Origin of the sequence: Streptomyces sp. NPDC002785, assembly GCF_040295565.1 — a bacterium.
Classification (GTDB): Bacteria; Actinomycetota; Actinomycetes; order Streptomycetales; family Streptomycetaceae; genus Streptomyces.
Genome location: NZ_JBEOVN010000074.1, coordinates 17,862 through 31,513 on the forward strand (window position 1 = coordinate 17,862; position 13,652 = coordinate 31,513).

The following is a 13,652-nucleotide window of genomic DNA, read 5'->3' on the forward strand; positions in this document are numbered from 1 at the left end:
CCTGGACCGGCTATCGATTCGGGTTAATACGCGTCGAATAGCCGATTCCTGGACGGTGGCCGGGGAGAGTCCCGGTCGCCTACCGGAATCGCTCGGATGAACGACGCATTCACGCCTTTTGTTGTATCGAAAGTCGTTGTTCGTTCCCTTGGGGATGAAATCGGCGGATGGTTTCCTCTGTGACCCGATGACCTTCGCCCCTAGGCTTCGGTCGAGGTCCGGCCGGTCCACAGGAGGGAGTCCATATGCAGCCGCTGGAAGCCGGCGAACCGCTGACCATCGGTGCCTACCGATTGCTCGGCAGGCTCGGTGCGGGCGGCATGGGCCGGGTCTATCTGGGGCGCAGCGCGGGGGGACGCACCGTCGCGGTCAAGGTCGTGCACCCCCACTTCGCTCTCGACGAGCAGTTCCGGGCCCGTTTCCGCCGGGAGGTGGACGCGGCGCGGCGGATCGGTGCGCAGTGGACGGCGCCCGTCCTGGACGCCGACCCGGACGCTCCCATCCCGTGGGTCGCCACCGGCTATGTGGCCGGACCCTCGCTGTCCACCGCGGTCGCCGAGCACGGGCCGCTGCCCGAGCACGCGGTGCGGACGCTGGGCGCCGGACTCGGGGAGGCGCTGGCCGCGGTGCACGAGCAGGGCCTCATCCACCGCGATGTGAAGCCGTCCAACGTGCTGCTCGCCCTCGACGGCCCCCGGCTGATCGACTTCGGGATCGCCCACGCCATCGGTGCTACCGCCTCGCTCACCTCCACCGGGGTCTCGGTCGGCTCGCCCGGCTACATGGCGCCGGAGCAGATCCGGGGCGTGGACATCTCGGGTGCGGCCGATGTCTTCTCGCTCGGCGCGGTGCTCGCGTACGCGGCGACCGGTACTGCCCCCTTCCTCGGCGACTCATCGGCCGTACTGCTTTACAAGGTGGTGCACGAGGAGCCCGAGCTGGGGGAGCTGGAGGGAGAGCTGCGGGACGTCGTCGCCGGGTGTCTGGAGAAGGACCCGGAGGACCGGCCGACCCCCGTGGAGCTGGCCCGGCAGCTGGCACCGGGCGGGGCGGCGGCGCTGGTGGCGGCGGGCTGGCTGCCCGGTTCTCTGGTGCGTGAGGTCAGCCGGGCGGCGGTCGCGCTGCTGGACCTGGAGCCGCAGGATGCACCGGTGCAGTCGGGGCCGGTGCCGTTCAGCAGTGCGTTGTGGGACGCGAACGGTGGTGCCGGTGCGAACGGTTGGGGTGGTGCGGGCGGTGGGTTCGGCCCGCCGGTCGAGCCGCCCCCGTCGTATGGACCGCCCCGGCCGCCCCGGCCGAACGGGCCGCCCTCATGGCCCACGACCGCCGGTATGGCCGAGTCGGCCGGGCCGACCGGATCATCCGGGATGCCGGGGCAACGTACGACCGGCCCCGGTTTCTCCGTCACCGTCGGCGCGGACTCCGGGCCGGCCCGCCCCGATGCGAACCGCGGCCGGAGGCTGAGCTGCACCGTCGCCCTCGCCGTGGCGGGTGCGCTCGCCGCTGTGACCGTGGGCAGCGCGTTCATCTTCGATCTGATGCCGGGCGGCGGCGACCGGGAAACCGCCGAGCACGGCGATGCCAACCACACCCCGCCGACCGCCGCGTCCTCCGGGCGGCCGCCACAGCCATCGGACTCGGGTATGGGTGGCTCGGAGCAGATCAGCGAACTTCCGAAGGCGTTCATCGGCACATGGAAGGGCCCGATCACCGAGAAGACCTCCGGGCAGCCGCACGGCACGCTCACCGCCGTGTTCACCGCGGGGGAGAAGGGCACGGACGTGGTCCGTATGACCACCGAGGTCAGCGCTCTTGGACTGACCGTCCGCTGCAGCAGCATCGCAAGTCTCTCGTCCGGCACCGACAAGGAACTGACGCTCCGGGAGCGTGCCGACCCGGAGCGTCCCAGCGACAAGAACCTGTGCACATCCACCACCTCCGACGTCCACTTCACGCGCGCCGCCGGCGGCACCCTCCGCTTCCGGTCCGAGGAGCGGGGCGCGGGCCTTCCGTACGGCACGCTCACCCGGTCCGGCAGCTGACGCCGACAGGGGCTGGCGTAGGCTGAACCGGTCCGTAGATCCGTTGAAAAACCGCCGAAAGGTGACAGCCCGGTGACCGAGAAGGCCGACCTTCAGCCCATCCTCGACCGAGCCGCCGAGGGCGGTCGGATCACCCCGGAGGAGGCTCTCGACCTCTACCGGTCGGCGCCGCTGCACGCGCTGGGTGCGGCGGCCGACGCCGTACGCCGACGCCGTTACGCCGGTACGGAGCACATCGCGACGTACATCATCGAGCGCAACATCAACTACACCAACGTGTGCGTCACGGCCTGCAAGTTCTGCGCCTTCTACGCCGCGCCCAAGGACACCGCCAAGGGCTGGTCCCGCGACCTCGACGACATCCTGCGCCGCTGCGCGGAGACCGTCGAACTCGGCGGTACGCAGATCATGTTCCAGGGCGGGCACCACCCGGACTACGGCGTCGAGTACTACGAGGAGCACTTCTCCGCCATCAAGAAGGCGTTCCCGCAGCTGGTCATCCACTCGCTGGGCGCCTCCGAGGTCGAGCACATGGCCCGGATCTCCAAGGTCTCCGTCGAGGAGGCCATCCAGCGCATCCACGCCGCCGGTCTCGACTCCTTCGCGGGAGCGGGCGCCGAGCTGCTGCCGGCCAGGCCGCGCAAGGCGATCGCCCCGCTCAAGGAGTCCGGCGAGCGCTGGCTGGAGATCATGGAGGCCGCGCACCGCCTCGGCGTGGAGTCCACCTCCACCATGCTGATGGGCACCGGCGAGACCAACGCCGAGCGCATCGAGCACCTGCGGATGATCCGCGACCTACAGGACCGGACCGGCGGCTTCCGTGCGTTCATCCCGTACACGTACCAGCCGGAGAACAACCACCTGAAGGGCCGGACGCAGGCGACTCTCTTCGAGTACCTGCGGATGATCGCCATCGCCCGGATCTTCCTGGACAACGTCGCGCACATCCAGGGCTCCTGGCTGACCACCGGCAAGGAGGTCGGCCAACTGTCGCTGCACTACGGCGCCGACGACCTCGGCTCGATCATGCTGGAGGAGAACGTCGTCTCCTCGGCCGGTGCCAAGCACCGCTCCAACCGGCTCGAAATCATCGACCTCATCCGCAAGGCGGGCCGCGTACCGGCACAGCGCGCCACGACGTACGAGCACCTCGTCGTGCACGACGACCCGGCGAACGACCCGGTCGACGAGCGTGTGGTCTCGCACATCTCGTCCACGGCGATCGAGGGCGGCACGGCCCACCCGGAGCTCAAGCTCCTCAACGCCAACTGAGGCTGTCTTGCTGACCGTTCATGCCGCCGATGCGGTGCAGGGTGCCCCGGACGGGGTCGACTCCGTGGCCGTGGACGGCGGCGTGGTCGTCGCCATCGGTACGTACGGGGAGCTGACCGCCGCCCGTCCGCAGGCCCGGATCCGGCGGTGGTCCGGTCTGATCGCCCCGGGGCTGCTGAACGCGGGGGCACCGGTGCTGCTGGAGGCCGCCTACCACCCGGATCCGCGGGAGGCGGACGAGCTGGGAAGCGACCCGCTCACCGGTGACGCGCTCACCGCGCTCGGCCTGGACGACGCCCGCTGGGGTGCGAGTGCCCGGCGTGGGCTGCAACGGATGCTGCGGCACGGCACGACGGCCGTCCGGGGCCCGTTCACCCGCCCCGCGGTGCGCACGGCGGTCGCCCGCTCGGGGCTGCGCGTCCACGCTCCGGGCCCGGCGCCGGAACCCGTCTCCCTCGACCCGCTGGCCTCCGTACCGGAGCCGGCCGACGCGTTCGCGGCGGCCCTGGCCGTCGGCGGGCCCGCGGATCTGGCGGTGTTCGGCGTACGGGACCTGGCGGAGCTGCGCACCGAGGGCGCCGGGAGCTGCACGGCGACGGTACTCGGCGGACGGCTGGTCTTCCGCCGCAGCTGAGACCTGCCCGGCTGAGACCTGCCTGGCAGAGGCCTGCCTGGCTGAGACCTGTCCGGCCGTGGACAGGGAGCCGTCACGGTACCGACGGGCCGCCCAGGTAGTGGCCCTTGGCGTCGTACGGCCAGGCGTTGGAGTCGCACCCCTTCAGGCCGTAGATCTGCTGCATCATCGCGGGGGCGGGGCGGCCCTTGTCCGGGCAGGTCTCGTGGCCGTGGCCCAGCCAGTGTCCGACCTCGTGGTTGATGATGAGGGCCCGGTAGCCGGCGAGCGGGCCGTGGAATTCGGGCGATCCCTGTTGCCAGCGCTTGAGGTTGACTATGACGTCGGCACCGACCCGGCAGTTGACCTCGCCGTGGGTGTCGAGGCCGCTCTTCCCGCAGATGGCGTCGGTGGTCGCGGGGGTGGCGATACGGATGACCAGTCCCGCCGGGCCGTCGGCGACCTGGCGGAAGGTGCGCTCGCCGTGGTGCGACCAGCCCCGCGGCGCGGCCAGGATGCGGGCGACCTCGGCGGCGGCCCGGTCTGGGGCGATGCCCGAGCCGTCCTCCACCTCGACCCGGTAGGCGTTGCTCCCGCCCTTGCCGCTGCCACCGTCCTTGCCGCGGCTCCTGCCGCCGTTTTCACCGCTGTCCGCGGCGCCCGCGCGGGCGACGGTGAACGTGCCGGTGCCGGTGCCGGACGAGGACGGTCCGGCCGCCTTCGTGTCACCACCGGTGCTCCACCGGAGCCCCACCACAGCCGCGACGCAGATCAGCGCGCCCGCGACGACAGCAGCGCCGAGCAGCCCCATCCGGCCGCGTCTCGACCGCCCCCGTCCGGGCGCTCTCCGTGCGGACATCTGTGCTCCCCTGGCCCTCGGTGACGTAGCCCTGTGCTCCCCTCTGTACTGACTGCCGGTTAACGCGATTGGTTCAGCCCACCCGTGTCCCACTCCTGACCGGCGCGAAGCACCATGGACCGGGCTGCTTCAATGGGTGGGTGACCCGAGCATCCCTGGACAAACAGCCGCACGAAGTCGCCTCGATGTTCGACGACGTGGCGGCGAACTACGACCTCACCAACGATGTGCTGTCGCTCGGCCAAGCCCGGCTGTGGCGCAAGGAGGTCGCGAAGGCGGTGCATGCCCGACCCGCGGAGAAGGTCCTCGACCTGGCCGCGGGCACGGCGACGTCCTCGCTGCCGTTCGCCGCGACGGGCGCGTACGTCGTGCCGTGCGACTTCTCCATCGGCATGCTCCAGGAAGGCAAGAAGCGCAACTCCTGGCTGCCGTTCACCGCGGGCGACGCCACCAGGCTGCCGTTTCGCGACGAGACCTTCGACGCGGTGACGATCTCCTTCGGGCTGCGCAACGTCCAGGACACGGATGCGGCGCTGCGCGAGCTGTACCGGGTGACGAAGCCGGGAGGCCGCGTGGTGATCTGCGAGTTCTCGCAACCGACCTGGACGCCGTTCCGCACGGTCTACACCGAGTACCTGATGCGGGCGCTGCCCCCGGTCGCGCGCGCGGTGTCGTCCAACCCCGACGCGTACGTCTATCTCGCCGAGTCCATCCGTGCCTGGCCCGACCAGGCCGGACTGGCGGCGAAGCTTCAGCAGGCCGGCTGGTCGAAGGTCGCCTGGCGCAATCTCACCGGCGGTGTGGTGGCGCTGCACCGGGGCGTACGTCCCTGAAGCACCGCTCCGGTGACTCCCGTTGACGGGAACCGGGCGATGGGGAAGATGTGTCTTTTGATACTTTACGCGTCTTCCCCTTCCCTGTTCCTGCCGCCGGAGCTCACATGCCGTCGTACTGCCCCTTCTGCGGAATTCCGGCCCCGGACGAGGCGCGCTTCTGCATGAAGTGCGGGCGCGAACGGCCGGCCGCGGAAGCGGTGCCCGCCGCCCCGCCGACGATGCCGGACGCGCCGTCCCGGCCACCTCAGCTGATGCCGCACCAGCCCGCGCCGGACCAGCACGCGCCGCTTCAGCCACCGCCGCCCGGCCATGCGCCGATGCCGGGTTCGGCCGGGCCGACGCCCTTCGGCGCGTTCCTCGGCCGGGCCTTCCGCGGCGACTGGGCGGGTTCGGCGAAGGCGGCGGCCTGGCCCACCGGGCTGATCCTCGCCCTCGCCGTGGCGCTCGCCATCCCCTCGTACGGGCAGGACGACGACGTCGTCGTCGGCTGGAGCGACCGGCTGCGGATCGCGCTGGCGATGCTGCTCCAGGCCTTCGGCGGCGGCTTCGAGGTGCGGTCCACCGGTCCGGGCGCCGGCCTGGACGGCAGCGGGTACGGCGGCAGCGGGTACGGCTCCGGCGGCGGCGCTGCGCAGGACGGCGCCACACTCTCCGTGGTCCCGCTCACGGTCACCGTGCTGTGGGTGGGTGCGCTCTACCTGGGTGCCCGAGCGGCCCGCAAGCAGGGCGGCGGCATGGAGGCGGCGGTACGGATCAGCGTGGTGTCCACCGCTGCCGTCCTGGTCATCGGGCTGTTCGCCCAGCCCGATGTCGCGGGTGTGTCGGTCTCGTCCACACCGCTGCTCGCCGCGTTCGGAGCGCTGGTGATCTCGTTGCTGGTAACCGGCGGCGTACTGCAGCGCGACGCGTCGGCCCAGTGGCTGGCCGCGCGGCCGGTCGCGCACACCGCGGTCCGGGCGGCGGGAACGGCGGTACGGGCGCTCGGCGCCGTCCTGCTGCTCTGCATCCTGATCGGGTTCCTCGCGTACGCCAATGCTGACGGTGTGGACGGCGAAGCCATGCTGATCGCGCTGCCGTTGCTGCCGAACATAGGCCTGATGGTGCTCGGGCTGAGCTGGGGCGCCCCGGTCGAGTACGACATGCGAGGGCAGGTGAGCTACCTCGGTTCCGGCCTGGAGCACGGCGGCTTCGGGCTGTCCGAACTGGGCAAGGAACTGAACGGCTGGGCGGTGGCCGGAGCGCTGGTGACCGGTGTCGTCTGCGCGCTGACGGTGGGGATCTCGGCCGCGCGGCGCTCGGCGGACCGGCGTGAACAGGCCACCGTGGGTGGGCTGTTTCTGGCGATGTTCCTGGTGCTGTGCGGGTTCAGCGGGGTCTCCATACAGCTGTCGGGCGGCGTCGCGGGTGTGGGCGGCCAGGGCATGGCGGAACTCGCACCGAGCGTGCCGGACGCGCTGCTGTTCGGGCTGTTGTGGGTGGGCGGCGCGGTGTTCGTGGCGCCGCATCTGCTGCGGCGGCTGGGGCGGCGCACGCCGATGCCGACGCAGCCCGGCGTGGCCCCGGCGGCTCCGACCGTCCCGGCGACCCCGCCTCCGCACTACCCGCACACCATGCAACTGGGCGCTGCCCCCGCACCCGCGCCCATTCCCGCCCCCATCGCAGCACCCGCGCCCCCCGCACCCCTGACCGACACCCGCAAGCGCACCGCCCTCATCTGGACCGGAACCCTCGTCGCGGCGCTCCTCGTCGGCGGCGGCGCGACCGCCGGTGTGCTGACCCTGACGAACGGCCGAAGCGGCGTCGGCCCGGCCGAGGACGACAAGCCCGCCGCGTCCCGGAACAACCAGGCCCCGGCAGCCGACCCGTCGCAGGAACAGACCCCCTCCGACAGCGCGGCCCCGTCCGACAGCCCGGCCCCGTCCGACAGCGCGTCCGCCTCGGCCTCTCCGTCCGCCCCCACCGTCCCCGAGGGCTACCGGCTCGTCTCCGACACCGCGGGCTTCTCCTTCGCCGTCCCCACGTACTGGGACCGGCAGAGCGAGAAGAACCACCAGATCATCTACGCGGGCCTCACCGGACGGGCCCAACTCAAGGTCGGCGTCATCCGCAACGCCCCGTACACCTCGTACGAGAACTTCCGGACGCTGGAGCGGACCGCCGACGCCAACCAGAAGAACTACCGGCGGCTGCAGCTGTCGGCCAACACCTTCCAGGGGCGGCAGGGTGCGATCTGGGAGTACACGTACGAGGACCGGGACAGCGGCGAGACGATCCACGCGATCGACCAGAGCCACATCGCGGACGACGGTACGGAGTACGCCGTCTACACCACCGAGCGCGATGCCTACTGGCCGGGCGCCCGGCAGATCTTCGACACCGCCGTGTCCACCTGGATGCTCAACGACATCGACTGACGCCGGTCGTCACGGGGTCAGCCGCAACCGGAAGCACTGCACTTCCTGCCCCGCCCGCTCCGTCGTGAAGCTCTCCGCCCGCTCCATCCCCAGCCGCCTGGCCAGGGCGATCGACCGCTCATTGCGCGCGTCGATCGTCGCCACCACCCGCTCCACCCCGACCGCGCGCAGCCGTTCCAGAGTGAGGCGCGCGGCGGCGGTGGCGTAACCCCGGCCCCAGGCCGACCGGGCCAGCCGCCAGCCGATCTCGATCTCGCCCACCGGGCCGTACGCGGTCTGCGGCCAGGGCTGGGCGCCGGTGAAACCGGCGACCTCGCCGTCCTCGCCGAGCACGGTCCACAGGCAGTACCCCAGTTCCGCGTCGTGCCTGCGCTGGCGGGCGGTCCACTCCTCGTACATCGAGAGCTCCGCCGCCGTACCGCCGAAGAATTCCATCACCTCGGGGTCGTCGAACGCGCGGTGCCAGGACAGCGCGTCCTCGTCGGTCGGGACACGCAGCTGTACGGAAGGGGCGACGGGAGGCACGGTCGACATCGGGGAGCCCTTCGAAAAGTTGATCAGCGGACCCCCATAGACTGCACGGGACAGGTGCCGCGCGGCACGCGATTTCGAGTCTTCGGGAGATCCGACCGTGACCGAGCCCCTCTCCGAACACAGCGCGGATGTGATCGTCGTCGGAGCAGGCCCGGCCGGCTCCACGACGGCGTACTACCTCGCCAAGGCCGGACTGGATGTCCTGCTCCTGGAGAAGACGGCCTTCCCCCGGGAGAAGGTCTGCGGCGACGGCCTCACCCCGCGCGCCACCAAGCAGCTCGTCTCCATGGGCATCGACATCTCCGAAGAGGCCGGCTGGCTGCGCAACAAGGGTCTGCGCATCATCGGCGGCGGCGTCCGCCTCCAGCTGGACTGGCCGGATCTCGCCTCGTACCCGGACTACGGACTGGTCCGCAAGCGCGACGACTTCGACGAGCAGCTGGCCCGCCAGGCGCAGAAGGCGGGCGCGCGGCTGCACGAGCGCTGCAATGTCGGCGCCCCGATCGTCGACGACCGCACCGGCCGCATCACCGGCGTCAACGCCAAGCTCGGCGAGGAGGAGACCCCGGTCACCTTCCACGCCCCGCTCGTCGTCGCCGCCGACGGCAACTCCACCCGGCTGTCGCTCGCGATGGGCCTGCACCGCCGCGAGGACCGCCCGATGGGCGTGGCCGTGCGTACGTACTTCACCTCGCCCCGCCACGACGACGACTACCTGGAGTCCTGGCTGGAGCTGTGGGACCGGCGCGGCCCCCAGGACCGGCTCCTGCCCGGCTACGGCTGGATCTTCGGCATGGGCGACGGCACGTCCAACGTCGGTCTCGGCATCCTCAACTCCTCGTCCGCCTTCAAGGAGCTGGACTGGCGCGAGGTCCTCAAGGCATGGTGCGCGTCCATGCCGCAGGACTGGGGCTACACGCCGGAGAACATGACGACGCCGATCCGCGGCGCCGCTCTCCCGATGGCCTTCAACCGCCAGCCGCACTACACCAAGGGCCTGCTTCTCGTCGGTGACGCGGGCGGCATGGTCAACCCGTTCAACGGCGAAGGCATCGCGTACGCCATGGAGTCGGGCAAGATCGCCGCGGACGTCATCGTCCAGGCCCACGCCCGCGCCACCCCGGCCCAGCGCGAACTGGCCCTCACCAACTACCCGAAGGTGCTCAAGGAGACCTACGGCGGCTACTACACGATGGGCCGCGCCTTCGTGAAGCTGATCGGCAACCCGAAGGTCATGAAGGTCGCCACCCAGCGCGGTCTGACGCACCCGCTGCTGATGAAGTTCACGCTGAAGATGCTCGCCAACCTGACCGACCCGACGGGCGGCGACGCGATGGACCGGATCATCAACGGCCTTTCGAAGGTGGCCCCGAAGGCCTGATCCTGCGGGTTTCCGGCCCTCACCCGTGTGCCCCGCAATCCGCCGAGCGCGGCCTGCCGGGGCGATGGGGGCCGGGGATCCGGTTGCCCACCCGGCCGGTGGTTCCAGGGATCTGCCCTCCAGGGATCTGCCCGGAACCACCAGCACCACGGACCGTCAGGACAAGTGCTGACGGCGCTCCGGTTCCTCGCCCGCTGTCAGCCCCTCGACGGCGCCCTGGGCGCCCCGGCACAGCGCAAGGCCCGCCGTGAGTACGAGAACCGCGTCAACGCCCTTGCGAGTACAGCCGGGCCGTGATCAACGGCTTGGCGTCAACCGCTGTTCCAGCCCCAAGACCGTTGCACAGTCCTATTGTTGGCTGATGCGCGCACACCATATTGACCGCCCAGCCGATCTCGACGCGGTACGTGAGTCCTATGACCGAGTGGCCGACAACTACGCCCACATGGTGGTGACGACGGGATTCGGCGACATCCGTAGCCATCCATGGCTCAAGGCATCGATCGACGCCTTCGCCGACACCGTGAGCGAGCTCGGGCCTGTTCTCGACGTCGGCTGCGGACCCGGAACGGTGACCGCCTACCTTGCCGAACGCGGACTCGACGTGTCCGGGGTGGATCTCTCTCCCCGGATGATCGAGAACGCGCGCCGTCTTCATCCGCAATGCCGCTTCAGCGTCGCCTCTGCCACCGACCTCGACCTCGGTGAAGCGTCCCTTGGCGGCGTGCTCGGGTGGTGGTCACTGTTCAACCTCCCCCGAGACGTCCTTCCTCAGGTTCTCGCCTCGTTCGCACGCGCGTTGAAGCCAGGCGGACACTTCATCACCGCAACACACGTCGGCGACGAAGACGCGGTGCGCACCGAGGCCTACGGGGGTGTACCCGTTCGTTGGACGACACACAAATGGCGTCCGGAACAACTCGTGGGCCTGATCGAGCAGGCCGGCCTGCGCCCGGTCGCCGAACTTCGGCTCCCCGCGGATGAGCAAAGCGGGCCGGGTCTGGTCGTCATGGCCAAGCAACCCGGCTGAGGATCAGGCGTCGTGGCAAACGCCTGAACCTGCGGGAGCCGGCCGTCCCGGAACCACGCCACCTGGGGACTGCCCTCAGGAGCCCCGTCGCGTCGACAGGGCCACCGATGAGATCCGCATGCCGTTGCCGTCCGCCGACGGTGCGGAGCAGCCCTCACGCATTCATGAACGAAAGGTGAACTTTTCCTGCGGGTCAGGTGTACAACTCTTTACCTTCTTCACGAGTCGAACTGGTGTACACCAGTTCGTTCTGTTTGGGCGAACGTCGTGAAAGAGGAAGCCTACCCATGATGATCCGTCGGTTGTGTGGAGTCCTGCGCGTGCGCGGGGTGATCGACCTGCTCCTTGTGCTCCTGCTCGGCGTCGGTTTCGTCGCACTGCCGGTTTTCGCCCTGCTGCCGTCCCTGTGGGGTTTCGTGGCGGCGGCGGCCGTGACGTATGTGGTGGACGAGGTACTGCATGTGCGAGCTCCGAGTTTCGTGCGCCGGCTGGCGGCGCTGCATCTCGATCGCACCATGCGGTTCGCGGTTCGTACGGTGATGCTGCTCGCGCTGGCCAGCCGGATGGACGCGCCTGGTGTGGTGCTGGTCACCGCCCTCGCCGTCTTCAGCGGTCACTTCGCGATGATGATGCTGTACACGGCGGTGCACCACGCCATCCGCCGGCGCCGGGTGCTGCCGCTGGTGGTGCGCAACCTTGACCTGAGCGAGCTGCCGATACCGCAGCAGCCGCCCGCCGTGCTGTACAGACGCCACTTGCGCAAGCTCCTCCACCTGGACCTGCCGGCCCACGCCGGGCTCCTCGCCGCGCTCACCGCCGGTACCTGGGAGCCGGCCTACGCGGGCTTCGCGTTCACCATCGGTGTGACCGTGGCGGCTGTCCTCGCGCTGCTGGGTCAGTACCGCAGGGTGCGCCGGATGCCCGCACGGGACGAGGTGTTCGCCGAGGTCAACCGCCGGCTGGAGGGATACCGGCCGGAGGTGGCGCTCTATTTCAGCTTCGCGGCCGTCTCCCGTGACTTCATGTACCAGGTCAACATGTGGATCGAGACGCTCGAGCAGCTCGACCTGCGTCCGGTGATCATCCTTCGGGAGCGTGCCTCGTTCCGTTACCTGAGCCGTACCTGGATCCCGGTGGTCTGCGTGCCGAAGGCCGACGACCTGGCCGAGCTCGAACTGTCCGGCGTCCGGGTCGTGTTGTATCCCGGCAACGCGGGCAAGAACGTTCACATGCTCCGCGTGGCCGAGGCCAAGCATGTCTTCATCGGGCACGGCGACAGCGACAAGCTCGCCAGCAGCAACCGGGTCAGCAAGGTGTACGACGAGATCTGGGTGGCGGGCCGCGCGGGCCGGGACCGCTACCAGCGGGTGCGGCACGCGATCAGTGACAGCGCGATCGTGGAGGTGGGCCGCCCGCAGCTGTCCCCGATCCGCCTGCACGCCGAGCATGTCCCCGGCCCTCTGCCCGTCGTCCTCTACGCGCCCACCTGGGAGGGCTGGAGCGACGACGATTGCCACACCTCTCTGATCCCGATGGGTGTGCCCCTCATCGAGAAGCTCCTGGCGGAGAACGTACGGATCATCTACAAGCCGCACCCGCTCACCGGCAAGCGCTCGACCGAGGCGGCGGCCGCCGACCAGGCGATCCGCGAGCTGCTGCGCGCCGACAACGAGCGGCGCGACCCCGCGGAGGCGGAGGCCGCGGTCGCCGCCGTACGGCCCCGGCTGCAGGAGATCCAGGCCCGCCTCGACGAACTGGCCGGCCGGCACAACGGCGACGACGCCGAGCAGATGCGCGAGGCCCGGGTTCCCGACCGTGCCGGGGCGGCCGAGTGGCAGGAACTGCGCGCCGAGTGGCACCGGATCTTCCGGGAGAGCCAGGGCGCCGTCCGCCACAACGTGATTGTCGATCAACTGCCGAACCTCTACGAGTGCTTCAACCAGGCGGACATCCTCATCAGCGACGTCTCCTCGGTGGTCGCCGACTTCGTGGCCAGCCTCAAGCCGTACGTCCTCACCAACGCGCGCGACCTGCCCGACCACGAGTTCCGGGCCGCCTACACCACTGCGGGCGGCGCCTACCTCCTCGACCGCGAGTGCACCCGCCTCCCGGAGATCCTCGACTCGGTCCGCGCTCCGCACACCGACCCGTTGGTCCTCGACCGCCGTACCCTGAAGGAGTACGTCCTGGGCCCCGACCATCCCACCTCCATGGAGCGCTTCAACTCCGCCACCAACGCCCTGGCCGCAAAGGGAGAGGCGGAACGGGCCGAAGCCGCGATGGAGGCGCACCAGGGAATCTCCGCGACGGCGCTGCAGCGGACCGGGCTCGGGTGACACGAGCGCGACGGCACGCCCCCTTCGGCTGGGCTGCGTGCTCCACCAGCTGCTGGTCGGCCGCCCGCCGTTCGAGGCCGACACGGCAACTGCGCTCCTCGACCAGCACGTCGAAGCCGCGCCCGTACCGCCCGCCACGCTGGTTGCGTAGTGCCCCGGATTTTTGGGGCTTAGACCGACCGGCAAATGGGGGGGGCGGCGTCGCGGGGCTGGGCACGCGCATCTGCCGCGTTGTCGTCGATCACCATGGCTCCTTCCCCAAGCTCTCGGCTGCGCTCGAGCAGGGGAGACCCCATCTGCCTCAATCCTCCGCCTTGCAGCTGCACGCACCCAGC

Annotated in this window: 11 protein-coding genes; 9 read left to right on the forward strand and 2 right to left on the reverse strand. The window is 70.4% G+C overall.

Annotated features, from left to right (window positions below; genetic code table 11):
• Positions 1-245 precede the first annotated feature (245 nt).
• The 3 genes from ABTZ94_RS19050 to ABTZ94_RS19060 all read left to right on the forward strand — a co-directional run bounded on the left by ABTZ94_RS19050 (position 246) and on the right by ABTZ94_RS19060 (position 3,948).
• Positions 246-2,042 (forward strand): serine/threonine-protein kinase, encoded by a 1,797-nt coding sequence (locus ABTZ94_RS19050; protein ID WP_351202220.1) that lies wholly within the window; start codon positions 246-248, stop codon positions 2,040-2,042.
• Positions 2,043-2,114: 72 nt separating this feature from the next.
• Positions 2,115-3,314: a cyclic dehypoxanthinyl futalosine synthase gene (mqnC, locus tag ABTZ94_RS19055; RefSeq protein WP_351202221.1), complete on the forward strand. Its 1,200-nt coding sequence runs from the start codon at positions 2,115-2,117 to the stop codon at positions 3,312-3,314.
• A 7-nt stretch (positions 3,315-3,321) separates the two neighbouring features.
• A complete protein-coding gene (locus ABTZ94_RS19060) occupies positions 3,322-3,948 on the forward strand; it encodes an amidohydrolase family protein (protein ID WP_351202222.1) in 627 nt (208 codons plus the stop codon).
• A gap of 73 nt (positions 3,949-4,021) precedes the next feature.
• Here ABTZ94_RS19060 and ABTZ94_RS19065 read toward each other — a convergent pair whose 3' ends face one another.
• Entirely contained in the window at positions 4,022-4,786 is a 765-nt protein-coding gene (locus ABTZ94_RS19065) for a DUF3152 domain-containing protein (RefSeq protein ID WP_351202223.1), read from the reverse strand.
• 140 nt (positions 4,787-4,926) lie between these two features.
• Between ABTZ94_RS19065 and ABTZ94_RS19070 the strand changes: the two genes are divergently transcribed.
• Both ABTZ94_RS19070 and ABTZ94_RS19075 read left to right on the forward strand, forming a co-directional pair.
• Entirely contained in the window at positions 4,927-5,619 is a 693-nt protein-coding gene (locus ABTZ94_RS19070) for a demethylmenaquinone methyltransferase (protein WP_351202224.1), read from the forward strand.
• Between the two features lie 107 nt (positions 5,620-5,726).
• Complete coding sequence (locus ABTZ94_RS19075; protein ID WP_351202225.1) at positions 5,727-8,036, forward strand: serine/threonine kinase C-terminal domain-containing protein; 2,310 nt, start codon at positions 5,727-5,729, stop codon at positions 8,034-8,036.
• Between the two features lie 9 nt (positions 8,037-8,045).
• Here ABTZ94_RS19075 and ABTZ94_RS19080 read toward each other — a convergent pair whose 3' ends face one another.
• Positions 8,046-8,570: a GNAT family N-acetyltransferase gene (locus tag ABTZ94_RS19080; RefSeq protein WP_351202226.1), complete on the reverse strand. Its 525-nt coding sequence runs from the start codon at positions 8,568-8,570 to the stop codon at positions 8,046-8,048.
• A gap of 97 nt (positions 8,571-8,667) precedes the next feature.
• Here ABTZ94_RS19080 and ABTZ94_RS19085 point away from each other — a divergent pair, with 97 nt between their 5' ends.
• The 4 genes from ABTZ94_RS19085 to ABTZ94_RS19100 all read left to right on the forward strand — a co-directional run bounded on the left by ABTZ94_RS19085 (position 8,668) and on the right by ABTZ94_RS19100 (position 13,317).
• A complete protein-coding gene (locus tag ABTZ94_RS19085) occupies positions 8,668-9,951 on the forward strand; it encodes a geranylgeranyl reductase family protein (RefSeq protein ID WP_351202227.1) in 1,284 nt (427 codons plus the stop codon).
• Positions 9,952-10,116: 165 nt separating this feature from the next.
• Positions 10,117-10,248 (forward strand): hypothetical protein, encoded by a 132-nt coding sequence (locus tag ABTZ94_RS19090; protein ID WP_351202228.1) that lies wholly within the window; start codon positions 10,117-10,119, stop codon positions 10,246-10,248.
• 64 nt (positions 10,249-10,312) lie between these two features.
• Entirely contained in the window at positions 10,313-10,981 is a 669-nt protein-coding gene (locus ABTZ94_RS19095) for a methyltransferase domain-containing protein (RefSeq protein ID WP_351202229.1), read from the forward strand.
• A gap of 287 nt (positions 10,982-11,268) precedes the next feature.
• Entirely contained in the window at positions 11,269-13,317 is a 2,049-nt protein-coding gene (locus ABTZ94_RS19100) for a hypothetical protein (RefSeq protein WP_351202230.1), read from the forward strand.
• Positions 13,318-13,652 lie beyond the last annotated feature (335 nt).